21 protein-coding genes are annotated in these 24,251 nt (G+C 62.0%); 9 read left to right on the forward strand and 12 right to left on the reverse strand.

Translation table 11 applies throughout. The annotated features are described in order from the left end of the window. The first annotated feature begins 2 nt into the window (after nucleotides 1-2). The 6 genes from nuoI to nuoN are packed head-to-tail and all read left to right on the forward strand — an operon-like array spanning nucleotide 3 to nucleotide 6,281. Nucleotides 3-551, forward strand: a complete 549-nt coding sequence (gene nuoI / locus CF161_RS11525; RefSeq protein WP_007920177.1) for an NADH-quinone oxidoreductase subunit NuoI — start codon at nucleotides 3-5, stop codon at nucleotides 549-551. A gap of 9 nt (nucleotides 552-560) precedes the next feature. Beyond that, on the forward strand, nucleotides 561-1,061 hold the full coding sequence (gene nuoJ, locus CF161_RS11530; protein ID WP_020296750.1) for an NADH-quinone oxidoreductase subunit J: 501 nt from the start codon (nucleotides 561-563) through the stop codon (nucleotides 1,059-1,061). Between the two features lie 18 nt (nucleotides 1,062-1,079). Continuing rightward, the gene (nuoK, locus tag CF161_RS11535; RefSeq protein ID WP_020296751.1) at nucleotides 1,080-1,388 is read left to right on the forward strand and encodes an NADH-quinone oxidoreductase subunit NuoK; all 309 of its coding nucleotides are present in this window, start codon (nucleotides 1,080-1,082) and stop codon (nucleotides 1,386-1,388) included. Next, complete coding sequence (gene nuoL / locus CF161_RS11540; RefSeq protein ID WP_020296752.1) at nucleotides 1,385-3,238, forward strand: NADH-quinone oxidoreductase subunit L; 1,854 nt, start codon at nucleotides 1,385-1,387, stop codon at nucleotides 3,236-3,238. Before nuoK ends, nuoL begins: the two co-directional genes overlap by 4 nt. 39 nt (nucleotides 3,239-3,277) lie before the next feature. Continuing rightward, the gene (gene nuoM, locus CF161_RS11545; RefSeq protein ID WP_020296753.1) at nucleotides 3,278-4,810 is read left to right on the forward strand and encodes an NADH-quinone oxidoreductase subunit M; all 1,533 of its coding nucleotides are present in this window, start codon (nucleotides 3,278-3,280) and stop codon (nucleotides 4,808-4,810) included. A gap of 7 nt (nucleotides 4,811-4,817) precedes the next feature. Next, entirely contained in the window at nucleotides 4,818-6,281 is a 1,464-nt protein-coding gene (gene nuoN, locus CF161_RS11550; RefSeq protein WP_020296754.1) for an NADH-quinone oxidoreductase subunit NuoN, read from the forward strand. Nucleotides 6,282-6,637: 356 nt separating this feature from the next. On the opposite strand, the gene CF161_RS11555 is transcribed toward nuoN, so the two are convergent. Genes CF161_RS11555 through CF161_RS11580 form a run of 6 tightly spaced genes read right to left on the reverse strand, consistent with a single transcriptional unit; the run spans nucleotide 6,638 to nucleotide 12,574 of the window. Further along, entirely contained in the window at nucleotides 6,638-8,380 is a 1,743-nt protein-coding gene (locus CF161_RS11555; protein ID WP_020296755.1) for an ABC transporter substrate-binding protein, read from the reverse strand. Between the two features lie 49 nt (nucleotides 8,381-8,429). Beyond that, nucleotides 8,430-8,702 carry a DUF2160 domain-containing protein gene (locus CF161_RS11560; protein WP_020296756.1) on the reverse strand — a complete coding sequence of 91 codons (273 nt, stop codon included), beginning with the start codon at nucleotides 8,700-8,702 and terminating at the stop codon, nucleotides 8,430-8,432. Nucleotides 8,703-8,712: 10 nt separating this feature from the next. Continuing rightward, nucleotides 8,713-9,507 carry a carbohydrate ABC transporter permease gene (locus CF161_RS11565; RefSeq protein ID WP_020296757.1) on the reverse strand — a complete coding sequence of 265 codons (795 nt, stop codon included), beginning with the start codon at nucleotides 9,505-9,507 and terminating at the stop codon, nucleotides 8,713-8,715. Between the two features lie 12 nt (nucleotides 9,508-9,519). Beyond that, nucleotides 9,520-10,386: a carbohydrate ABC transporter permease gene (locus CF161_RS11570; protein WP_020296758.1), complete on the reverse strand. Its 867-nt coding sequence runs from the start codon at nucleotides 10,384-10,386 to the stop codon at nucleotides 9,520-9,522. Continuing rightward, nucleotides 10,383-11,480 carry an ABC transporter ATP-binding protein gene (locus CF161_RS11575; protein ID WP_020296759.1) on the reverse strand — a complete coding sequence of 366 codons (1,098 nt, stop codon included), beginning with the start codon at nucleotides 11,478-11,480 and terminating at the stop codon, nucleotides 10,383-10,385. The genes CF161_RS11570 and CF161_RS11575 overlap by 4 nt, the downstream gene beginning before the upstream one ends. After that, nucleotides 11,480-12,574, reverse strand: coding sequence for an ABC transporter ATP-binding protein (locus CF161_RS11580; protein ID WP_020296760.1), 1,095 nt, complete (start codon nucleotides 12,572-12,574; stop codon nucleotides 11,480-11,482). The genes CF161_RS11575 and CF161_RS11580 overlap by 1 nt, the downstream gene beginning before the upstream one ends. 317 nt (nucleotides 12,575-12,891) lie before the next feature. Here CF161_RS11580 and CF161_RS11585 point away from each other — a divergent pair, with 317 nt between their 5' ends. Continuing rightward, a complete protein-coding gene (locus tag CF161_RS11585; protein WP_020296761.1) occupies nucleotides 12,892-14,730 on the forward strand; it encodes a sigma-54-dependent Fis family transcriptional regulator in 1,839 nt (612 codons plus the stop codon). A gap of 73 nt (nucleotides 14,731-14,803) precedes the next feature. Here CF161_RS11585 and cysS read toward each other — a convergent pair whose 3' ends face one another. After that, nucleotides 14,804-16,186 carry a cysteine--tRNA ligase gene (gene cysS / locus CF161_RS11590; protein WP_020296762.1) on the reverse strand — a complete coding sequence of 461 codons (1,383 nt, stop codon included), beginning with the start codon at nucleotides 16,184-16,186 and terminating at the stop codon, nucleotides 14,804-14,806. Between the two features lie 18 nt (nucleotides 16,187-16,204). Continuing rightward, nucleotides 16,205-17,905, reverse strand: a complete 1,701-nt coding sequence (locus CF161_RS11595; RefSeq protein ID WP_020296763.1) for a glutamine--tRNA ligase/YqeY domain fusion protein — start codon at nucleotides 17,903-17,905, stop codon at nucleotides 16,205-16,207. Between the two features lie 277 nt (nucleotides 17,906-18,182). Here CF161_RS11595 and CF161_RS11600 point away from each other — a divergent pair, with 277 nt between their 5' ends. Further along, on the forward strand, nucleotides 18,183-18,686 hold the full coding sequence (locus tag CF161_RS11600) for a peptidylprolyl isomerase (RefSeq protein ID WP_020296764.1): 504 nt from the start codon (nucleotides 18,183-18,185) through the stop codon (nucleotides 18,684-18,686). Continuing rightward, nucleotides 18,683-19,432 carry a UDP-2,3-diacylglucosamine diphosphatase gene (gene lpxH, locus CF161_RS11605; protein ID WP_020296765.1) on the forward strand — a complete coding sequence of 250 codons (750 nt, stop codon included), beginning with the start codon at nucleotides 18,683-18,685 and terminating at the stop codon, nucleotides 19,430-19,432. The genes CF161_RS11600 and lpxH overlap by 4 nt, the downstream gene beginning before the upstream one ends. A 45-nt stretch (nucleotides 19,433-19,477) precedes the next feature. Here lpxH and CF161_RS11610 read toward each other — a convergent pair whose 3' ends face one another. From CF161_RS11610 to CF161_RS11625, 4 genes are all read right to left on the reverse strand, one after another. After that, nucleotides 19,478-21,007: a DHA2 family efflux MFS transporter permease subunit gene (locus tag CF161_RS11610; RefSeq protein ID WP_020296766.1), complete on the reverse strand. Its 1,530-nt coding sequence runs from the start codon at nucleotides 21,005-21,007 to the stop codon at nucleotides 19,478-19,480. A gap of 65 nt (nucleotides 21,008-21,072) precedes the next feature. Then, a complete protein-coding gene (locus CF161_RS11615) occupies nucleotides 21,073-22,275 on the reverse strand; it encodes an efflux RND transporter periplasmic adaptor subunit (RefSeq protein ID WP_020296767.1) in 1,203 nt (400 codons plus the stop codon). Nucleotides 22,276-22,289: 14 nt separating this feature from the next. Continuing rightward, nucleotides 22,290-23,759: an efflux transporter outer membrane subunit gene (locus CF161_RS11620; RefSeq protein ID WP_020296768.1), complete on the reverse strand. Its 1,470-nt coding sequence runs from the start codon at nucleotides 23,757-23,759 to the stop codon at nucleotides 22,290-22,292. Next, nucleotides 23,756-24,229: a MarR family winged helix-turn-helix transcriptional regulator gene (locus tag CF161_RS11625; RefSeq protein WP_020296769.1), complete on the reverse strand. Its 474-nt coding sequence runs from the start codon at nucleotides 24,227-24,229 to the stop codon at nucleotides 23,756-23,758. The genes CF161_RS11620 and CF161_RS11625 overlap by 4 nt, the downstream gene beginning before the upstream one ends. Between the last annotated feature and the right edge of the window lie 22 nt (nucleotides 24,230-24,251).

Here is a 24,251-nt window from a genome sequence, read left to right on the forward strand (position 1 = left end):
CCATGTTCAAATATATTGGCGACATCGTTAAGGGTACTGGTACCCAGTTGCGCAGCCTGGTGATGGTTTTCGGCCATGGCTTCCGCAAACGCGACACCCTGCAGTACCCGGAAGAAGCCGTGTACCTGCCACCGCGCTACCGCGGCCGCATCGTCCTGACCCGTGATCCCGACGGCGAAGAGCGCTGCGTAGCCTGCAACCTGTGCGCCGTGGCGTGCCCGGTGGGTTGCATCTCGCTGCAGAAAGCTGAAACCGAAGACGGTCGCTGGTACCCGGACTTCTTCCGCATCAACTTCTCGCGCTGCATTTTCTGCGGCCTCTGCGAGGAAGCCTGCCCGACCACCGCGATCCAGCTCACGCCGGATTTCGAAATGGCCGAGTTCAAACGTCAGGACCTGGTTTACGAGAAAGAAGATCTGCTGATCTCCGGCCCCGGAAAAAACCCTGATTACAACTTCTATCGTGTTGCAGGTATGGCCATTGCCGGTAAGCCAAAAGGCTCCGCGCAAAACGAAGCCGAGCCGATCAACGTGAAGAGCTTGCTGCCTTAAGGAAGAAAGATGGAATTCGCTTTCTATTTCGCGTCAGGTGTTGCCGTTGTGTCCACATTGCGTGTGATCACCAACACTAACCCTGTGCACGCCCTGCTCTACCTGATCATTTCGCTGATCGCCGTGGCCATGACGTTCTTCAGTCTCGGTGCGCCGTTTGCCGGCGTGCTGGAAGTGATCGCCTATGCCGGCGCCATCATGGTGCTGTTCGTGTTCGTGGTGATGATGCTGAACCTGGGCCCGGCCTCGGTTCAGCAAGAGCGCATCTGGCTCAAGCCCGGCATCTGGATCGGACCGGTGATTCTCAGCGCCCTGCTGCTGGCTGAACTGCTGTATGTGCTGTTCAGCCACCAGAGCGGCGCCAGCATCGGTCACACCGCCGTGGACGCCAAGGCCGTGGGCATCAGCCTGTTTGGTCCTTACCTGCTGGTGGTCGAACTCGCCTCGATGCTGCTGCTTGCTGCAGCGGTCACGGCATTCCACCTGGGCCGCAACGAGGCGAAGGAGTAACTCATGCCTACTATCTCTATGGGTTCTATCCCGCTGGAACATGGCCTGGCAGTCGCCGGCATCCTGTTCTGCCTGGGCCTGGTCGGCCTGATGGTGCGCCGCAATATTCTCTTCGTGTTGATGAGCCTGGAAATCATGATGAACGCCGCTGCCCTGGCGTTCATCGTGGCCGGTGCCCGTTGGGCGCAGCCGGATGGACAGATCATGTTCATCCTGGTGATCAGCCTTGCAGCCGCCGAGGCCAGTATTGGCCTGGCGATCCTGCTGCAGCTGTACCGCCGCTTCCATACGCTCGATATCGACGCTGCCAGTGAGATGCGCGGATGAACCTTATCTTTCTGACTTTCGTATTCCCCCTGATCGGTTTCCTGCTGCTGTCGTTCTCCCGTGGACGCCTCTCGGAAAACCTCTCTGCCCTGATCGGCGTCGGCTCCATCGGCCTCTCGGCCATCGTGGCGGCCTATGTGATCTGGCAATTCAACGTCGCTCCGCCCGAGGCTGGCCACTACACCCTGGTGCTGTGGCAGTGGATGGCGGTGGAAAACTTCACCCCCAACTTCGCCCTGTACATCGACGGCCTGTCGATCACCATGCTCGGCGTCGTGGTCGGTGTCGGCTTCCTGATCCACCTGTTCGCGTCCTGGTACATGCGCGGCGAAGCCGGTTACTCGCGCTTCTTCGCCTACACCAACCTGTTTATCGCCAGCATGCTGTTCCTGGTCCTGGGCGATAACCTGTTGTTCCTGTACTTCGGTTGGGAAGGCGTGGGCCTGTGCTCCTACCTGTTGATCGGTTTCTACTACAGCAACCGCAACAACGGTAACGCGGCACTCAAGGCTTTTATCGTCACCCGTATCGGCGACGTGTTCATGGCCATCGGTCTGTTCATCCTGTTCCAACAGGTGGGCACGCTGAACATCCAGGAACTGCTGGTGCTGGCACCACAGAAGTTCCAGGCTGGCGACTTCTGGATCACCCTGGCGACCCTGATGCTGCTGGGCGGTGCTGTCGGTAAATCCGCGCAACTGCCATTGCAGACCTGGCTGGCGGACGCGATGGCCGGCCCGACTCCGGTATCGGCACTGATCCACGCCGCGACCATGGTCACCGCGGGTGTCTACCTGATCGCCCGTACCCACGGCCTGTTCACCCTGGCGCCGGAAATCCTGCACCTGGTGGGCCTGGTCGGCGGCGTGACCCTGGTCCTGGCCGGCTTTGCCGCGCTGGTACAGACGGACATCAAGCGGATCCTCGCCTACTCGACCATGAGCCAGATCGGCTACATGTTCCTGGCCCTGGGCGTCGGCGCCTGGGACGGCGCGATCTTCCACCTGATGACCCACGCCTTCTTCAAGGCCCTGCTGTTCCTTGCTTCCGGTGCGGTGATCGTTGCCTGCCACCACGAGCAGAACATCTTCAAGATGGGCGGCCTGTGGAAAAAACTGCCGTTGGCCTACGCCAGCTTCATCGTCGGCGGCGCGGCCCTGGCGGCCCTGCCTCTGGTGACTGCGGGCTTCTACTCCAAGGACGAAATCCTCTGGGAAGCCTTCGCCAGCGGCAACCATGGCCTGCTGTACGCCGGCCTGGTCGGTGCGTTCATGACTTCGCTGTATACCTTCCGCCTGATCTTCATCGCGTTCCACGGTGAAGCGAAGACCGAAGCCCACGCCGGTCACGGCATCGCTCATTGGCTGCCGCTGTCGGTGCTGATCGTATTGTCCACCGCCATTGGCGCGATGATCGTTCCGCCGCTGCACGGCGTGCTGCCACAGAGCGTTGGCCATGCCGGCGGCGAAGCCAAGCACAGCCTGGAAATCGCCTCGGGCGCCATCGCCCTGGCCGGTATCCTGCTGGCAGCCCTGTTGTTCCTTGGCAAGCGTCGTTTTGTGACCGCCATCGCCAACAGCGGCATCGGGCGTCTGCTCTCGGCCTGGTGGTTCGCCGCCTGGGGCTTCGACTGGATCTACGACAAACTGTTCGTCAAGCCGTATCTGGCCATCAGCCACGTACTGCGCAAAGACCCGCTCGACCAGACCATCGGTTTGATCCCGCGTATGGCCAAAGGCGGACACAACGCCCTGAGCCGTACCGAAACCGGTCAACTGCGTTGGTATGCCGCCTCGATGGCTGCTGGTGCCGTGCTGGTTATCGGCGCCATCGTGCTGGTAGCGGTCTGACATGAACCTTGCGAACTTGCGAAAGGAATTGAGCCCGTCATGATTCTGCCTTGGCTAATCCTGATCCCCTTCATCGGCGGCCTGCTGTGCTGGATGGGTGAGCGCTTCGGCGCCACCCTCCCCCGCTGGATTGCGCTGTTGACCATGACCCTGGAACTCGCTCTCGGCCTCTGGCTGTGGGCCCATGGTGACTATTCATTTGCACCGGCGCCGGGCGCCGATCCGACCTGGGCGCTTGAGTTCAAGCACGTCTGGATCCAGCGCTTCGGCATCAGCGTGCACCTGGCGCTGGACGGCCTGTCGCTGCTGATGATCCTGCTGACCGGTCTGCTGGGTATCCTCTCGGTACTCTGCTCCTGGAAAGAGATTCAGCGTCACGTGGGCTTCTTCCACCTGAACCTGATGTGGATCCTGGGCGGCGTGGTCGGCGTGTTCCTCGCCCTCGACCTGTTCATGTTCTTCTTCTTCTGGGAAATGATGCTGGTGCCGATGTACTTCCTCATCGCGCTCTGGGGTCACAGTTCTTCGGACGGCAAAAAGACCCGTATTTATGCGGCGACCAAGTTCTTCATCTTCACCCAGGCTTCCGGCCTGATCATGTTGGTGGCGATCCTCGGTCTGGTCCTGGTCAACTTCAACACCACCGGCGTGATTACCTTCAACTACGCCGACCTGTTGAAAACCAAGATGTCGCTGACCACCGAGTACATCCTGATGCTCGGCTTCTTCATCGCTTTCGCGGTGAAGCTGCCAGTGGTGCCGTTCCACTCCTGGCTGCCTGATGCTCACGCCCAGGCGCCCACCGCCGGTTCCGTGGACCTGGCGGGCATCCTGCTGAAGACCGCTGCCTATGGTCTGCTGCGCTTTGCCCTGCCGCTGTTCCCGAACGCCTCGGCCGAGTTCGCCCCTATCGCCATGACCCTGGGTCTGATCGGTATTTTCTACGGTGCGTTCCTGGCCTTCGCCCAGACCGACATCAAGCGCCTGATCGCCTTCTCCAGCGTTTCGCACATGGGCTTCGTGCTGATCGGGATCTATTCCGGCAGCCAGCTCGCCCTGCAAGGCGCGGTGATCCAGATGCTGGCCCACGGTGTTTCGGCAGCCGCGCTGTTTATCCTCAGCGGCCAGTTGTACGAGCGCACCCACACCCGCGACATGCGTGAAATGGGTGGCCTGTGGTCGAAGATCGCCTACCTGCCGGCCATCAGCCTGTTCTTTGCCGCCGCTTCCCTGGGCTTGCCGGGCACTGGCAACTTCGTCGGCGAGTTCCTGATCCTGATCGGCACCTTTGTCGCCGCGCCATGGATCACGGCGATTGCTACCTCGGGCCTGGTGTTCGGTTCGGTCTACTCGCTGATCATGATCCACCGTGCCTACTTCGGCCCGTCCAAGTCGGATGCGGTCCTGCATGGCATGGATGCTCGCGAACTGATCATGGTGCTCGGCCTTGCGGTGTTGCTGATCTACATCGGCGTCTACCCGCAACCGTTCCTCGATACCTCTGCCGCCACGATGCATGGCGTGCAGCAATGGCTCGGTACCGCCTTCACTCAACTCGCTTCGGCACGGTAAGAGCGCTATGGAATTCACGATTCAACACTTTATCGCGCTAGCGCCGTTGTTGATCACCAGCGCCACGATCATCGTGGTGATGCTGGCGATCGCATGGCGCCGCAACCACTCGCAGACCTTCCTGATCTCCGTGGCCGGTCTGAACCTGGCCTTGCTGTCGATCCTCCCGGCCTTGAAAGTCGCGCCACTGGCCGTGACCCCACTGCTGCAGATCGACGCGTTCGCCTGCCTGTACATGGCGTTGATCCTGGTCGCCACCCTGGCCTGTGTGACCCTCGCCCACGCCTACCTCGGCGATGGCGGTACCGGTTACCCGGGCAACCGTGAAGAGCTGTACCTGCTGATCCTGATGGCCGCCGCCGGTGGCCTGGTCCTGGTCAGCGCGCAGCACCTGGCGGGCTTGTTCATCGGCCTGGAGCTGCTGTCGGTACCGGTCTACGGCCTGGTGGCCTATGCCTTCTTCAACAAGCGGTCCCTGGAAGCCGGCATCAAGTACATGGTGCTGTCGGCCGCCGGTTCCGCGTTCCTGCTGTTCGGCATGGCCATGCTCTACGCCGATGCCGGCAGCCTGAGCTTCGTCGGCATCGGCCAGGCCATCGCGGCCACCGGCCTGCCAAGCTCCCTGGCGCAGTTGGGCCTGGGCATGATGCTGATCGGCCTGGCGTTCAAACTGTCGCTGGTGCCGTTCCACCTCTGGACCCCGGACGTCTACGAAGGTGCTCCGGCACCGGTGGCGGCGTTCCTGGCTACCGCTTCCAAGGTGGCGGTGTTTGCAGTGATGGTGCGCTTGTTCCAGATCTCGCCAGCGGCCAGCAGCGGCGTGTTGAGCACCGTGCTCAGCGTGATCGCCGTGGCGTCGATCCTGTTCGGTAACCTGCTGGCGCTGACCCAGAGCAACCTCAAGCGTCTGCTGGGTTACTCGTCCATCGCCCACTTCGGTTACCTGCTGATCGCCCTGGTGGCGAGCAAGGGCCTGGCCCTGGAAGCCATCGGCGTGTACCTGGTCACCTACGTCATCACCAGCCTCGGCGCATTTGGCGTGATCACCCTGATGTCCTCGCCTTACAAAGGCCGCGACGCAGACGCCCTGTACGAATACCGCGGCCTGTTCTGGCGCCGTCCGTACCTGACCGCCGTACTGACCGTGATGATGCTGTCCCTGGCCGGTATCCCGCTCACCGCAGGCTTTATCGGCAAGTTCTACATCATTGCCACCGGTGTCGAGTCGCACCAGTGGTGGCTGGTGGGTTCCCTGGTACTGGGCAGCGCCATCGGCGTCTTCTACTACCTGCGCGTGATGGTCACCCTGTACCTGATCGAGCCGAACCTGCGTCGCCACGATGCGCAATTGCACTGGGAGCAAAAGGCAGGCGGCGTGATGCTGCTGGCCATCGCCCTCCTGGCGTTCTTCCTCGGCGTCTACCCGCAACCGCTGCTGACCCTGGTCCAGCAGGCAGGCCTCGCGGGCTGATCGCTCAAGGGCGAACTGCAGCACAACAGAACGGCGCCTTCGGGCGCCGTTCTGCATTCAGGCCCTGCCCTTCTTACCCGGCATTTACAGAAAAACCCTTCAACCTTTGCCAACCTGCCTGACAGCCAATCTCCGGCCCAGGCAGTAAGGTTGAGCCACAGGCTAATAAACCGAGTGGGGGTGGGTGATGAAACGGCAAAGATTCTCGCAACGACTGGAAGGCCTCGACGCCCCGGCTGATGGACGTCCAGGCGGCAAAGGCCAGCCCGGCAGCGCCGAGCGATGGGGCACGACTAGCAAACGCCACACAGAAAAACGGCACCCGAAGGTGCCGTCTCTGTCGCAACCGGCCGCTATTATTTGCGCGCCGCCTCCCACGACTTGATCAGTTCGTTGTAGCTCACGGTCTCGCCCTTGGGCTTCTCGTTGGCCAGTTTCGGTTTCGGCGCGCCGGGTTGATCGAACCAGTATTGCGCGTCGCGCTCGGGGTTCATTTTCGGCCCGCACACCGGTTGCACTTTCGAGCGCTCAAGCCGGGTCATGATCGCGTCCTGGTCCTTGGCCAGGCCATCGAGGGCTTGTTGCGGGGTTTTCTCGCCGCTGGCGGCTTCCGAAATATGGCTCCACCACAACTGCGCCAGACGAGGGTAGTCCGGCACGTTGGTGCCGGTCGGGGTCCATTGCACCCGGGCCGGGCTGCGATAGAACTCCACCAGGCCACCGAGCTTCGGCGCCAGGTCGGTCATGGCTTGCGAGTTGATGTCCGATTCACGGATCGGCGTCAGGCCGACGATGGTTTTCTTCAGCGACACGGTTTTCGAGGTCACGAACTGTGCATAGAGCCAGGCCGCGAGTTTCTGTTTCTCAGGGGTGGATTTCATGAAAGTCCAGGAGCCCACGTCCTGATAACCCAGCTTCATGCCCTCTTCCCAGTAGGGCCCGCGCGGCGAAGGTGCCATGCGCCATTTCGGCGTGCCGTCGGCGTTCATCACCGCCAGACCCGGCTTGGTCATGTCGGCGGTGAAAGCGGTGTACCAGAAGATCTGCTGGGCGATGTTGCCCTGGGACGGCACCGGCCCGGACTCGGAGAACGTCATGCCGGCCGCTTCCGGTGGTGCATAGGCCTTGAGCCAGTCGACGTACTTCTGCGTGGCGAACACCGCTGCCGGGCCGTTGGTGTCGCCGCCACGGGTCACGCTGGAGCCCACCGGGTGGCAGTCCTCGACGCGAATCCCCCACTCGTCCACCGGCAAGCCGTTGGGCAGGCCCTTGTCGCCGCCACCGGCCATGGAGAACCAGGCATCGGTGAAGCGCCACCCCAGGGACGGGTCCTTCTTGCCGTAGTCCATGTGGCCGTAGACCCGCTTGCCGTCGATCTCCTTGACGTCCTCGGTGAAGAACTTGGCGATGTCTTCATAAGCCGACCAGTTGACCGGCACCCCCAGCTCGTAGCCGTATTTTTCCTTGAACTTGGCTTTCAGGTCCGCGCGTTCGAACCAGTCGGCGCGGAACCAGTAGAGGTTGGCGAACTGCTGGTCCGGCAGTTGGTAGATCTTGCCGTCTGGCGCGGTGGTAAAGGAGATGCCGATAAAATCCTTGATATCCAGGGTCGGCGAGGTGAAGTTCTTGCCTTCATTGGCCATCAGGTCGGTGATGGATTCGGTCTTGCCGTAGCGAAAGTGCGTGCCGATCAGGTCCGAATCGTTCACCCAGCCATCGTAGATATTTTTGTCGGACTGCATCTGGGTCTGCAGTTTTTCCACCACATCGCCTTCTTGCAGCAAGTCGTGGGTCAGCTTGATCCCGGTGATTTCGCTGAAGGCCTTGGCCAGCACCTTGGACTCGTACTCGTGGGTGGTCAGGGTTTCCGAGACCACGTTGATTTTCATGCCACGAAACGGCTCGGCGGCCTTGATGAACCACTTCAGCTCTTCCAGCTGCTGGGCTTCGCTCAAGGTGGACGGCTTGAATTCGCTGCCTATCCATTTCTTCGCCGCGTCTTCATAGGCGTCGGCCCAGGCCGTAGCGCTCAACCCGCTGAGAGCCAGCATGGCTGCCAATGAAACGCTATGTCGCAGCTTATTGTTTTTGTCGAACATAGAGACCTCCTGGTTAAATTTCGGAGCGGGGTCGCCGAACACCGCACAGCTAACCCCAACGCATCACAGCCAACAGCCACACCAGGGACAGCGCGGACGCCACCCAAATGCTCCAGTCGGTCAGGCCAATCACCATCAGGTGCAGGTAGGCACTGCCGAGAAGACCAATAAACAGCCGATCGCCACGGGTGGTGGCAATCGGTAACAAGCCCCGTCGCGGGATGCTGGGCGAGCGCAACTCCCAGGTGGTCATGCCGGTGAGGATCAAGGCGATTGCGACAAAGAACGCTGCCGTGGGCGTGGTCCAGGCCATCCATTCCATCATCAGTTCCTCAGACCCGGCCCAGGGCAAAGCCCTTGGCCACGTGGTTGCGAACAAACCAGATCACCAGCATGCCCGGCAGGATGGTCAGCACCCCGGCCGCCGCCAGTACCCCCCAGTCGATGCCTGAAGCCGACACCGTGCGGGTCATGACCGCAGCGATCGGCTTGGCATTGACCGAGGTCAGGGTGCGCGCCAGCAGCAGCTCGACCCAGGAAAACATAAAGCAGAAAAACGCCGTGACGCCGATCCCCGAGCCAATCAGCGGGATGAAAATTTTGATGAAGAACTTGGGAAAACCATAGCCATCGATGTAGGCGGTTTCGTCGATTTCCTTGGGCACCCCCGACATGAACCCCTCGAGGATCCACACCGCCAGCGGCACGTTGAACAGGCAGTGGGCCAGCGCCACCGCAATGTGGGTGTCGAACAAGCCGATGGAGGAATACAGCTGGAAAAACGGCAGCAGGAACACCGCCGGCGGCGCCATGCGGTTGGTCAGCAGCCAGAAGAACAGGTGCTTGTCGCCAAGGAACCGATACCGGGAAAACGCGTACGCCGCCGGCAGCGCCACGCTGAGGGAGATCACCGTATTCAGGCTCACGTAGTACAGCGAATTGAGGTAACCGCTGTACCAGCTGGGATCGGTAAAGATCACCTTGTAGTTGGCCAGGGTGAAATCCTGGGGGAACAGCGTCAGGCCGCCAAGGATTTCGCTGTTGCTCTTGAAGGACATGTTCAGCAGCCAGTAGATCGGCACCAGCAGAAACAGAATGTAGACCAGCAGAGGAATGACCTTCTTCATGGGAGTCTGGCCTCAACGGTTGGCGTCGGAGTGGGTCATGGCGGTGTAGAACAGCCAGGACACCAACAGGATGATGAGGAAGTACACCAGCGAAAAAGCCGCCGCCGGGCCAAGGTCGAATTGGCCGACGGCCATTTGGGTCAGGGTCTGGCTGAGGAAGGTGGTGGCATTTCCCGGACCGCCGCCGGTGAGTACGAAAGGCTCGGTGTAGATCATGAAGCTGTCCATAAAGCGCAGCATCACCGCGATCAACAGCACACTCTTGAGCTTGGGCAACTGGATATGTCGGAATACCGCCCAGCTCGAAGCCCGATCGATCCGCGCCGCCTGGTAGTACACATCCGGGATCGCCCGTAGTCCCGAATAACACAGCAGCGCCACCAGGGAGGTCCAGTGCCAGACGTCCATCACCAGCACCGTGACCCAGGCGTCCATGGTGTTGGCCGCGTAGTTGTAGCTGATGCCCATGGCATTGAGGCTCGACCCCAGCAGACCGATATCGGCGCGGCCGAAAATCTGCCAGATGGTGCCCACCACGTTCCACGGGATCAGCAGCGGGATCGCCAGGATAATCAGCACCAGCGACGACCAGCGGCCCTTGGTCGGCATGGTCAGGGCGATGCCGATCCCGAGGGGGATTTCGATCAGCAGCACACAGGCCGAATAGATGAACTGGCGCAGCAGCGAGTCATGCAGGCGCGGGTCGAGCAGCACCTGGCGGTACCAATCGGCACCGACAAAATAACGGCTCGACTGATCGAAGATGTCCTGCACCGAATAGTTGACCACGGTCATCATCGGGATCACTGCACTGAAGGCCACCAGCAGGAACACCGGCAGCACCAGCCACCAGGCCTTGTTGTTCTGCACCTTGTTCATGGCAGCACCTCCAGCAGGTAATCGTCGGCATAGACCATCAGCCACTGCGCCGGAAAACTGATGTACGCAGTGCCCTGGGGCACGGGCTTGTCTTCGGCCAGGCGCACCTTGAGCAGTTGGCCATCGAGCTTGAGGGTCATGATCTTGTAGGTGCCGAGGTCTTCGACATGTACGACAGCGGCCTGCAACGCGTCATCAAACGGCTCGTCCCACACATGGACGAATTCCGGGCGGATGCCGATCTTGAGGGTGGTCCATTGCGACTCGGCGATGCGTTGCTGCAAGGCCTCGGACAGCGCCAGGTGGGTACTGGCGAAACCGACGCCCCCAGGTTGCGGCTGGACCTGGATCAGGTTCATCCCGGGGCTGCCAATGAAGTAACCGACAAATGTGTGGCTGGGTCGCTCGAACAACTCCCGGGGCGTGCCGAATTGCACGATCTGCCCGCCGTACATCACGGCGATCTTGTCGGCGAAGGTCGAGGCTTCAAGTTGGTCGTGGGTCACGTAGACCATGGTGATGTTGAATTGCTCATGGATCTGCTTGAGCTTGCGCCGCAGTTTCCACTTCAGGTGTGGGTCGATCACCGTCAACGGTTCATCGAACAGGATCGCCGACACGTCATCGCGCACCAGGCCCCGGCCCATGGAGACCTTCTGTTTCTCGTCGGCGGTGAGGTTGCGCGCCTTTTTATCCAGCAGGGCCTGCAAATCCAGGACTTCGGCGATTTCCTGGACCTTGCTGTGGATCCTGGCCTCGGCCATGCCCTGGTTCCGCAGGGGGAAGGCCAGGTTGTCGAACACCGTCATGGTGTCGTAGACCACCGGAAACTGGAAAACCTGGGCGATGTTGCGTTTCTCCGGGGTCAGCTGATTGACCACCTTGGCATCGAACAGCACCTGGCCCTCGGACGGGCTGAGCAACCCGGAAATGATATTGAGCAAGGTCGACTTGCCGCAGCCGGACGGCCCCAGCAAGGCATAGGCCCCGCCCTGCTCCCAGACATGGCTCATCTCGCGGATCGCATAGTCTTCAGGCCCGGCCGGGGTCCGACTGTAGCTGTGGGCAAGGTTGTGCAAACGGATCTCGGCCATCAGGCAACCCTCGCGACACGACGACTGGGGGCCTGGACCAGACGGCCCTGGGCATCGAACACAAACAGCTTGTGGGTCGGGATATAAATGCGGATCGGCGCGTCGACGTCGTACTCGTGCACCCCGGGCAAATGCAGCACCAGCAGGAAGTGCTCGTTGCGCACATGGAGGAAGGTCTCGGAGCCGCTGATTTCCGCCACCTCGACGGTCACCGCCAACTCCAGGTCATCGTCATTGCTCGGCACCAGGGAGATATGGCTGGGGCGCACGCCGAAACGGAACTCGCCCTCGCCCACCGGGCGTAAATCGACGTTCAGCGGGAAGTGCACGAAATTGGCGAAGCTCACTTCATTGCCGGCGATGCGCCCAGGCATCAGGTTGATCGGCGGTTCGGAGAACAACTCGGCGGCCAGCACCGTTTGCGGCTGGTGGTAAACCTCGGCGGTCTGGCCGCTCTGCACCACCCGGCCTTCGTGGAGGATGGTGGTGGTGCCACCCAGGGCCAGGGCTTCGTTGGGCTCGGTGGTGGCATAGATGGCAATGGTGTGGCGCGCCTTGAACAGCTCGCGCATTTCCTGGCGCAATTCTTCGCGCAGCTTGTAGTCGAGGTTGACCAGGGGTTCATCGAACAGGATCAGGTCGGCATCCTTGACCAGCGCCCTGGCCATGGCCGTGCGCTGCTGCTGGCCGCCCGACAACTCCAGGGGGTAGCGCTGCAGGAACTTCTCGATGCGCAACATCTGCGCGGTTTCCAGCACCTTGCTGCGAATCTGCTCGGCCGAGACCCCGGCCTGGCGCAGCGGCGAGGCGATGTTCTCGAACACGGTCATGGTCGGGTAATTGATGAACTGCTGATAGACCATCGACACATTGCGCAGGCGCACCGGGCGCTGGGTCACGTCGACCCCGTTCATCAGGATGCGACCGCTGTCAGGCTTGTCCAGGCCGGCCATCAGCCGCATCAGGCTGGTCTTGCCGGACAGCGTGCGGCCGAGCAGGACATTGAAGGATCCGGGTTGGAAACTGAGGCTGGCGTCATCGATCCAGGTCTGGCCTTCGACGACACGGCTGACGTGTTCCAGGGTAAGTGACATGGCTCGGCCTTTTTATTATTGGAGTCAAGCGACCGGGACAGCAGAGCGAGTTTCGTGCCAATCACCCGGGGTTGCAGCAAGCCATTGATAAGGTTCGGTTTTGCGCAAACAGGGGGCCGCCGCGTTTTCACTGCTGAACAGAAATGAACAGCTCTGGCTGAACACTTGAACAGCTGCGCGGTTGACAATGAACAATTGTGAACAACACTGGGTAGACGCTTTCTGCAACCCAAGGCTTGTGCTGCGGCCACCGCCTGCGGCGCCAGCAAGCCCGACACGCTGTCTTCAATAAGAAAAATAATAAGAGACCCACGGCCATGAGCGCTCCTGCCCCGCTGTTGCCCCATGACACCATCATCAAGGACTCCTGGCGGCGCTGCCGCGCGTTCGGCCTCGACCATCAAAGCTCCCCGGTGTTCGATCAACTGCCCGCCGAGCGCATCGCGCAACTGCTCGAAAGCCAGCATTCCCTGGTGCAGACCACGCATCAGGAAGTGCTGCCCTATTACGAGAACATCCTCAGCAACTCCAATTGCCTGATCATGCTGGCCGACAACCGGGGCCAGGTCCTCACCTCCTGGGGCACCCAGCGCTTTATCGAGCCGCGCCTGGCCCACGGCTTCAATACCGGTGTCAGTTGGCGGGAAGACTGCACCGGTACCAACGCCATCGGCACCGCCCTGGCCTGCGAGCAGGCGGTGCACATCGAGCACGACGAGCATTTTCTCAAGGCCAACCGCTTCATGACCGGCTCCGCCGCACCGATCTTCGACACCGAGCGCCGGGTGATCGCGGTGCTGGATGTGTCCAGCGACAGCTACCTGCCGCCCTCCCACACCCTGGGCATGGTCAAGATGATGAGCCAGACGGTGGAGAACCGGCTGATCCTCAATCTGTTCCACGGCCAGCACTTCCAGCTGACCTTCAACACCGGGCTGAACAACCTCGACAGCCAATGGGCCGGGCTGCTGATCTTCGACGACAGCGGCCAGGTGCTCTCGGCCAACCGGCGCGCCGACAACCTGCTGGGGATCAGTCTGTCGCGTGTGGCCATCGACAGCTTGTTCCAGGTGTCGTTGCTGGAACTGCTCAACCAGCCCGAAGGCCAGCCCTTCGCCCTGCAGGCCGCCGGGCGCAATCGCTTCCATTGCCTGCTCAAGCGTCCCCGGCACAGGCCGGTCCAGGCCCGGGTATTTGCCCAGCCCAGCGCCGCCCCGACGCCCGTCCCGGCGTCGGCCCTCAGCCTCAACGCCCTGCACTTTGGCGACAGCCGGGTTGAAAAAGCCGTGCGCCAGGCCGAGCGCCTGCTGGAAAAAGACATCCCGCTGCTGATCCACGGTGAAACCGGGGTCGGCAAGGAAGTGTTCGTCAAAGCCCTGCACCAGGCCAGCTCGCGCAGCAAACAGGCGCTGATTGCGGTGAACTGCGCGGCGATCCCCGCCGAACTGGTGGAGTCCGAGCTGTTCGGCTATGAAAAAGGGGCGTTCACCGGGGCCAGCCTCAAAGGCAGCATCGGGCTGATTCGCAAGGCCGACAAAGGCACGCTGTTTCTCGATGAGATCGGCGATATGCCGCTGCCGACCCAGGCGCGCCTGCTGCGGGTGCTACAGGAGCGCTGCGTGCAGCCGGTGGGCAGCAGCGAGCTGTTCGCGGTGGATATCCGGATCATCTCCGCCACCAACCGCTCCCTGCGCGAACAGGTGCAGCTCGGCCGCTTCAGGGAAGACCTGTATTACCGCATCGGCGGCCTGACCCTGGAACTGCCGCCCCTGCGCGAACGCAGCGACAAAGCCGCGCTGTTCCAGAAAATCTGGGAACAGCAGCGCGAACCCAGCCAATGGGCCGGGCTCAGCCGCGAGGTACAGGCCCTGTTCGAACGCCACCCCTGGCCCGGCAACTTGCGCCAGGTCAGCAGCGTGATGCAGGTGGCCCTGGCCATGGCCGAGGAACAACCGGTGCGCCCGGAGCATTTGCCGGATGATTTCTTTGTCGACCTGGAGATGGAAGCGGTCGAAACGCCGGTAGTGGATGGGCATGACGCCGAGGACCTGAATCAGATGCTCCAGGCGGTGGGCGGTAACATTTCTCACCTGGCCCGGCGCCTGGGTGTAAGCCGCAACACCCTCTACAAGCGGCTGCGCCAGCTACAGGGCTGAGCGCGGCGACGGCAAGGCTGCTGGCAAACAAAAACCCGCACCAGGCGGGTTTTGTTTGTAGCTATGACTGCAATCAGTCAGCCAGACGCCAGGTGGTGCCGCCCTTGCCGTCTTCCAGGACCACGCCCATGGCGGTGATCTGGTCGCGGATACGGTCGGATTCCGCCCAGTTCTTGTCGGCACGGGCTTGCAGGCGAGCCTGGATCAGCGCTTCGACCTCAGCCGCATCGACCCGCCCTTCGGCACCGGCCTGCAGGAAGTCATCGGCTTCCAGTTGCAGCACGCCGAGCACACTGGCCAGCTCTTGCAAACGCGCCGCCAGACCGGCCGCCGCATTAAGATCGCTCTCACGCAGACGGTTGATCTCGCGCACCATCTCGAACAGCACGGCGCAGGCTTCAGGGGTGCCGAAGTCGTCGTTCATCACCTGGGTGAAGCGTTCGACAAAGGCTTCGCCACCGGCCGGGGCCACTTTCGGCAGGCCTTTGAGCGCGTGGTAGAAACGCTCCAGGGCACCTTTGGCGTCCTTGAGGTTGTCTTCCGAGTAGTTGATCGCGCTGCGGTAATGGCTCGACACCAGCAGGTAACGCACGACTTCCGGGTGGTACTTGGCCAGCACGTCGCGAATGGTGAAGAAGTTGTTCAAGGACTTGGACATCTTCTCGCCATTGATGCGAATCATCCCGCAATGCATCCACGCGTTGGCGTAGGTCTTGCCGGTGGCCGCTTCGCTCTGGGCGATTTCGTTTTCATGGTGCGGGAACTCAAGATCGCTGCCGCCGCCATGAATGTCGAAGGTCTCGCCCAGGCAGCAGGTCGACATCACCGAGCATTCGATGTGCCAGCCCGGACGGCCGTCGCCCCACGGCGAAGGCCAGCTTGGCTCGCCCGGCTTGGTGCCTTTCCACAGCACGAAGTCCAGCGGGTCCTGTTTCGACTCGTCGACTTCGATCCGTGCGCCGATGCGCAGGTCTTCGATCTTCTTGCGCGACAGCTTGCCGTAGCCCATGAACTTGGCGACGCGGTAATACACGTCGCCATTGCCCGGAGCGTAGGCGTAGCCCTTGTCGATCAGGGTCTGGATCATGCTCAGCATGCCCCGAATGTGATCGGTGGCACGGGGTTCCAGGTCCGGCTTGAGGATATTGAGGCGCGCCTCGTCCTCGTGCATCGCGGTGATCATGCGCTCGGTCAGCGCGTCGAACGGCTCGCCGTTCTCCCGCGCGCGATTGATGATCTTGTCTTCGATGTCGGTGATGTTACGCACGTAGGTCAGGTCATAACCGCTGAAACGCAACCAGCGGGTCACCAGGTCAAAGGCAACCATGCTGCGGCCGTGGCCGATGTGGCAGTAGTCGTACACGGTCATGCCGCACACGTACATGCGCACTTTGTTGCCATCCAGCGGTTTGAAGACTTCTTTGCTCTTGGTGAGCGTGTTGTAGATCGTTAGCACTTTAGTTCCTTGACTGAATCACTGGCCCCAGGAGTCGCGCAGGGTCACGGTACGGTTGAATACCGGCTGACCGGGTTTCGAGTCCTTGATATCCGCGCAGAAGTAACCTTCGCGCTCGAACTGGAAACGGTCTTCCGGCTGTGCGTTGCCCAGCGAGGGTTCGGCACGACAACCAGTGAGCACTTGCAGGGAGTCAGGGTTGATGTTGTCCAGGAAACTGGCGCTGTCCTCGGCCTTCTCCGGGTTCGGAGAACGGAACAGACGATCGTACAGGCGCACTTCGCACTCGACGCTGGCGGCAGCCGGCACCCAGTGCACCACACCCTTGACCTTGCGGCCTTCAGGGTTCTTGCCCAGGGTCTCTGGGTCATAGGAGCAGCGCAGTTCGACGATGTTGCCCTCGGCGTCCTTGATCGCTTCATCGGCGCGGATCACGTAGCTGCCGCGCAGGCGCACTTCACCGTTGGGCTCCAGGCGCTTGTAGCCTTTTGGCGGCTCTTCCATGAAGTCGTCACGGTCGATGTAGATCTCACGCGCGAACGGCAGCTTGCGTACGCCCAGCTCTTCTTTCTGTGGGTGACGCGGCAGTTCGAGGTCTTCGACCTGGCCTTGCGGGTAGTTGGTGATCACGACTTTCAACGGACGCAGCACGCACATGGCGCGCGGGGCGTTCGCGTCGAGGTCCTGACGGATGCTGAACTCGAGCATGCCGTAATCGACCACACCGTCGGAGCGGTTGGTGCCGACCATCTCGCAGAAATTACGAATCGACGCCGGGGTATAGCCGCGACGACGGAAGCCCGACAGGGTCGACATGCGCGGGTCGTCCCAACCGTTGACGTGCTTCTCGTCCACCAGTTGCTTGAGCTTGCGCTTGCTGGTGATGGTGTAGTTCAGGTTCAGGCGGCTGAACTCGTACTGGCGCGGGTTGGCCGGCACCGGCAGGTTCTCCAGGAACCACTCGTACAGCGGACGATGGCTTTCGAACTCCAGGGTGCAGATCGAGTGGGTGATGCCTTCGATGGCGTCCGACTGACCGTGGGTGAAGTCGTAGTTGGGGTAGATGCACCACTTGTCACCGGTCTGGTGGTGGTGGGCGTGGCGGATGCGGTACATGATCGGGTCGCGCAGGTTCATGTTCGGCGAGGCCATGTCGATCTTGGCCCGCAGCACCCGTGCACCGTCCGGGAACTCGCCGGCGCGCATGCGGTTGAACCAGTCGAGGTTTTCTTCGACGCTGCGCTCGCGGAACGGGCTGTTCTTGCCCGGCTCGGTCAGGCTGCCGCGGTATTCCTTGGCTTGCTCGGGGCTCAGGTCGTCGACATAGGCCTTGCCGGCCTTGATCAGCTCCACCGCCCAGTCGAACAACTGGTCGAAGTACTTCGAGGCATAGCGCACTTCACCGGACCATTGGAAACCCAGCCACTTGATGTCGCTTTCGATGGCGTCGATGTATTCCTGGTCTTCCTTGGCCGGGTTGGTGTCGTCGAAGCGCAGGTGAGTCACGCCGCCGAATTCCTGGGCCAGGCCGAAGTTCACACAGATCGACTTGGCGTGACCGATGTGCAGGTAACCGTTGGGCTCAGGCGGGAAGCGGGTCACGATCTGCGTGTGCTTACCCGAGTCCAGGTCCGCCTGGATGATCGGGCGCAGGAAGTTGACCGGTACGGCCGGTCCAGTCTTGGAATTCGAGGTAGGGTCGACAGTGGGCTTGCTCATAGGATCCTTGAACGTACAAGTGCGCGGCCGGGTGCGGCCTGATCAATCAAAAACGGACACTATAGCCGATGCGGCCAAGCGCCTGACAGCGCCGCTTGGAAAACTGCGGCTATTAATGCAACTCAAATGAAAAAACAGCCTCGAATTTCGTGCGCCTCACGCTAAACTGCGCACCGTGGCTGATTTCAGCCCGTACGGTTCGGGGCCCGCAGGCCGTATCAGCGCCCCGAGACCCACGAATTCCTTGAACCACGCACTACTTGAAAGAGTACCGATCATGACCCAAGTCAAACTGACCACCAACCACGGCGACATCGTGCTGGAACTGAACGCCGAGAAAGCCCCGGTCACCGTGGCCAACTTCATCGAATACGTTAAGGCCGGCCACTACGAAAACACCGTGTTCCACCGTGTCATCGGCAACTTCATGATCCAGGGCGGCGGTTTCGAGCCAGGCATGAAAGAAAAGAAAGACAAGCGCGCCAGCATCCAGAACGAAGCGGACAACGGTCTTTCCAACGACAAGTACACCGTGGCCATGGCTCGCACCATGGAGCCGCATTCGGCCTCCGCGCAGTTCTTCATCAACGTCGCCGACAACAGCTTCCTCAACCACAGCGGCAAGACCACCCAGGGCTGGGGCTACGCAGTCTTCGGCAAAGTGGTTGAAGGCAGCGACGTGGTCGACAAGATCAAGGGCGTCTCCACCACCATGAAAGGCGGCCACCAGGACGTACCAGCAGACGACGTGATCATCGAGAAAGCCGAGATCATTGAGTGATATTGCTGATTTCAGACTTGCATCTGGAACAGGAGCGCCCGGACATCACCCGGGCGTTTCTGGATTTACTCGGCGGGCGTGCCCGCGAGGCACAGGCGCTGTACATCCTCGGTGATTTCTTCGAGGTGTGGGTCGGCGACGACGCCATGAGCCCCTACCAGCTTTCCATTTGCCAGGCCCTGCGGGAATTGAGCGACAGCGGTACGCAGATTTTCCTGATGCATGGCAATCGCGACTTCATGCTCGGCAAAGCCTTCTGCAAGGCGGCCGGCGCCACCCTGCTCAAGGACCCGAGCGTGGTCGACTTCTACGGTGAGCCGGTGCTGTTGATGCACGGTGACAGCCTCTGCACCCGTGACGAAGCCTACATGCGCCTGCGCCGCTACCTGCGCAACCCGCTCACCCTGTGGATTCTGCGGCACTTGCCGTTGCGCACCCGGCACCGGCTGGCGCGCAAGCTGCGCAACGAAAGCCGCGCGCAAACCCGGATGAAAGCCAACGACATCGTCGATGTGACACCCGAAGAAGTACCGCGGGTGATGCAGGCGTTTGGCGTCCACACCCTGGTCCACGGCCACACCCACCGCCCTGCCATCCACAAGCTGCAACTGGGCGAGCAGGCGGCCAAGCGCATCGTGCTGGGGGATTGGGATCGTCAGGGTTGGGCCTTGCAGGTCGACGAGCAGGGTTTCCAACTGGCGGCGTTCGATTTCGTACCGACTCAGCTAGCCCTTCCCAGCCAGTAAGCCCCCTGTGGTGAAAGAGCGTGCTCCATCACCACAGGTTGCGCCTCAGTGGCCGCCTGAAGCCGGACCGGCCTTGGCTGCAAACGGCGGTTTGGCCAGCCAAACCAGCAGAATCAACCCCATGAACACCCAGCCCAACAGGGTGAAGTAGTCGACGGTCGACAGCATGTAGGCCTGGCTGGTCAGCACCTGGTCCAGTTGCGCATAGGCCTTGGTGCTGGCCCCGCCGAGGTTGTTCAGGGCCTCGCGGGTCGCGGGGTCGAAGGTGCTGATGCTTTCGCTCATATAGGCGTGGTGCTGGTCGGCCCGACGGATCCAGATCCAGGTGGTGAGCGACGCTGCAAAGCTGCCGCCCAGGGTCCGCAGGAAGGTCGCCAGGCCCGCACCGTCGGCAATCTGGTGCGGTGGCAGGTCCGACATCAGGATGCTCAGGGTCGGCATGAAGAACAGCGCCACCCCGATCCCCATAAACAGCTGCACCAGGGCGATGTGCTGGAAGTCCACCTCACTGGTGAACCCGGCGCGCATGAAGCAGCTCAGGCCAATCGCCAGGAACGCCAGCCCGGCCAGCAGCCGCAGGTCGAACTTGTGGGCGTACTTGCCGACAAAAGGCGACATCAGCACCGGCAGGATACCGATCGGCGCCACCGCCAGCCCGGCCCAGGTGGCGGTGTAGCCCATCTGGGTCTGCAACCACTGCGGCAGGATCAGGTTGATGCCGAAGAACCCGGCATACCCGCCCACCAGCACAATGGTGCCGATGCGAAAGTTGCGATAGGCGAACAGCCGCAGGTTGACCACCGGGTGACGGTCGGTCATTTCCCAGATCACGAACACCGCCAGGGCAATCACCGAAATCAGCGTGCCGATGACGATGAAGTTGGATTCAAACCAATCCAGGTCGTTGCCCTTGTCCAGTACCACCTGCAGCGCGCCGACGCCGACGATCAGGCTCAGCAGGCCGATGTAGTCCATCGGCTGGCGACTGGTGACCACCGGCCGCGCCTTCAGTTGCTGCTTGACCACCCAGGCGGCAAACAGACCGATCGGCACGTTGATAAAGAAGATCCACGGCCAACTGTAACTGTCGGTGATCCAGCCACCGAGGATCGGCCCGGCAATCGGCGCGACCACCGTGACCATCGCCAGCAGCGCCAGGGCCATGCCCCTTTTCGCCGGCGGATAGACCGCGATCAACAGGGTCTGGGTCATCGGGTACAACGGTCCCGCCACCACCCCCTGCAACACGCGAAAGCCCACCAGCTCGGGCATCGAGGTGGAAATACCGCACAGAAACGAGGCCAGCACAAACAGAATGGTGGCCCAGATAAACAGCTTCACTTCGCCGAAACGCCGGCTCAACCAGCCGGTCAGCGGCAAGGCGATGGCGTTGCTCACGGCAAACGAGGTGATGACCCAGGTGCCCTGCTCGGAACTCACCCCCAGGTTGCCGGAAATGGTCGGCAAGGCCACGTTGGCGATGGTGGTATCGAGCACCTGCATGAACGTCGCCAGGGACAGGCCGATGGTACTGAGCAGCAGGCTGGGCGGCGTGAAAGACGCGTTATTGCTCATCGCGAATCCTTTGGAACGAGGCTGGCGCCGCGGCCCTCAAGGGCCGCGACTGGCGGATTGGCGGATCAGCGCTGCGCGGTCTTGCCGATGGCAGCGCTGTTGTCGTGGATCAGGCGCGCGATCATGGCGTCGGCTTCGCCCAACTGGCGGTCGTAGATGTTGGTGCTGAACGAGGCTTTTTGCGGGGGTTGCTGGGCCAGTACCGGGCCGCTCTGGTCGTGCAGGTTGACGTTGACCAGGGTCGACAGGCCGACCCGCAGTGGGTGCTGCGCCAGCTCCTCGGCATTGATGTGGATGCGCACGGGCACCCGCTGCACGATCTTGATCCAGTTACCGGTGGCGTTCTGCGCCGGGAGCAAGGCAAAGGCACTGCCGGTGCCAGCCCCCAGGCTGTCGATGGTGCCGCTGTATTTGACATCGCTGCCGTAGAGGTCGGCTTCGATATCCACCGGCTGGCCGATGCGCATGTCACGCAGCTGGGTTTCTTTGAAGTTGGCGTCGATCCACAGCTGATTCAGCGGGATGACCGCCATCAACGCAGTGCCGGGCTGGACCCGCTGCCCCAGTTGCACGGTGCGCTTGGCCACATAACCGGTGACCGGTGCAATCAGCGTGCTGCGGGCGTTGGTCAGGTAGGCCTGGCGCAACTGGGCGGCGGCGGACTGCACGTCCGGGTGCGACGAAACCACGGTGTCGTCCACCAGGGCATTAGTGGTGTTGAGTTGCTGCTGGGCGTTGGCCAGGGCGTTTTGCGCCGAGGTCAGGTCATCCCGGGCATGGGACAGCTCTTCCTGGGAGATCGCGCCGCTGGCGGCCAGGTTTTTCCGCCGATTGAAGTTGTCCTGGGCTTTTTGCACCTCGGCTTTCTGCGCCGCCACCTGGGCTCTCATGCCGTCGACATTGCTGTACAAGCCGCGCACCTGACGCACGGTGCGAGCCAGGTTGGCCTGGGCACTTTGCAGCCCGACCTGGGCATCATTGGGGTCGAAGTTGATCAGCACCTGGCCTTCATGCACCAGGTCGCCGTCGTCGGCACCGATGCTGACCACAGTGCCGGTCACCAGCGGCGTGATTTCCACCACGTTGCCGTTGACGTAGGCGTCGTCGGTGCTTTCATTCCAGCGCCCGTACAGCTCGTGCCAGGCGAAAACGCCGATGCCGCCGAGGATCACAATCAGCGCCAGGACCAGCAGCATGATTTTGCGCTTGCGCGGATTGCTCGTGTCCGGGGTGTTTTCGGATGTTTGGTTAGTCTCGGCAGTGGCCATGACAAGTCCTCGAATTATTTAGTCTGCGGGGCGGGGGTCGGGGTGGCCGAAGCCAGGTTGCCGGCCTCGAAGCCGCCCCCCAACGCCTGCATCAATTGAATCGACAGGTCGATCTGCTCGGCATTCAGGGTCGCCAGCTGACGCTGCGCCTGCAGCAATTGCTGCTCGATGCTGAGCACGTCCAGGTAGTTGCCGATGCCGGAACCGAAACGCTGGACCACGGTGTTGTAAGACTCCTGGGCAATATCGGTGGCATGTTGCTGGGCGGCGATCTGCCGGCCGATATCGCGCAACTGGGAAATGCTGTCGCTGACATCCCCCAGGGCGGTCACCAGGCTTTTGTTGTACTGGGCCACCGCCAGGTCGTAGTCGGCATCCCGCGCGTCGAGGTCGGCGCGCAAGCGGCCACCGTCGAAAATCGGTAGCGAAATCGTCGGCGCAATGTTGAAGAAACGGCTGGCGGAACCGAACATCGCATCTCCCAACAGGGCCTGGGTGCCGGCAGCGGCACTGAGGTTGAGGTTGGGGTAGAAGCGGGTCTTGCCGGCGTCGATGCTTCTGCCTGCGGCCTCGACCCGCCAGCGGGCGGCGATCAGGTCCGGGCGACGGCCCAGCAGTTCGGCGGGCAAGGTGGAAGGCAAGGCCACGGCGCTGGCCTGCAACACCTTGGGCCGGGCGATTTCATTGCCCCGGTCCGGGCCCTTGCCGAGCAGCACGGCCAGGGCGATCTTGGCGCTTTGCAGTTTTTTCTCGGCATCGATCAGGGTGGCCTGGGAGCTGGCCTCCAGGCTTTCGGTCTGCTGGTACTGATACTGGCTGTCAATGCCGGAGTTGAGGCGCTTCTGGCTCAGGTCGAGCATCTGCTGGGTGCGCTTGAGGTCGTCATTGGCCAGGTCGTGGACGATGTGTGCCTGGCCCAGGTCGCTGTAGGCCCGGGCCACGTCGGCGGCCAGGGTCAGTTGCGCGGCCTGGCGGTCGATTTCTGCAGCCCGGGCCTGACCCAGCGCGGCTTCCCAGGTGGCACGCTGGCCGCCCCAGAGGTCGAAGTTGTAATTGAAGTTCAGCCCCAGGCTGCGCACCGTGCTGTAGGTGCCGCCTTGCCCGCTCGGGTCCTGGTCGCGGGCCAGGCGCGAACGGCTGACGCTGCCGCTGGCATCCAGGGTCGGCATGCGCGAAGCATCGGCGGCGTAGGCCGCGGCGCTGGCCTGATGGGCCCGAGCGCTGGCGATCTGCATATCCGGGCTGTCGTGCAGGGCTTCCTGGATCAGGCCGTCAAGCTGTGGGTCGCCCAGGCTTTTCCACCAGTCATTCTTTGGCCAGGCCGCGGGCGACAGGGTCACGCCCGTGAGGGACTGCCCGGCCTTGAGGCTCTTGGCATCGAGGCTCACGCCTTCGGTATCGAGGCCGCTGTAGCTGGCACAGCCGGCCAAGCTCATGGCCAGCAGCACCAGGCTGACGCGGTTACGCAAGGTTTTACTGCTCATTTATCACCTACCCGCAACACGGTGATCGGGTCACCGGCTGCCAGCAAAATTTTCTTGAGGATCTGTTCCAGTGTTTCCAGCTCTTGCGGGCTGATGGCGCCCGCCAGCTGATTCATGGCCTGCGCGCCGATGTGGGGCAAACGGTCCGCGAGCTTCTGGCCTTCTTCGGTGAGCACCAGCTGCACCTGGCGCCGGTCGCCTTCGGAGCGCCGACGGGCGAGGAAATCCTTCTGCTCCAGGCGGTCGAGCATGCGCGTCATCGAACCGCTGTCCAGGGACAGGTGGCGGCACAGCTCGGCCGGGGTGTCGACGCCGAACTGAGCCATGATGATCAGCACCTTGAACTGCGCCGCCGTGATGCCGTGGGGCTCCATATGGGTGTCGATGATCCGGTCCTTGAGCAACGCAGCACGCCCGAGCAGCAGCCCCAGGTGGCAGTTTTGGAAGTTGTCCGGCGTGTAATGCTTCATCTGACCACCCATTAGCTGCCTA

The sequence above is a fragment of the Pseudomonas sp. CF161 genome, assembly GCF_000416215.1.
Lineage (GTDB): Bacteria > Pseudomonadota > Gammaproteobacteria > Pseudomonadales > Pseudomonadaceae > Aquipseudomonas.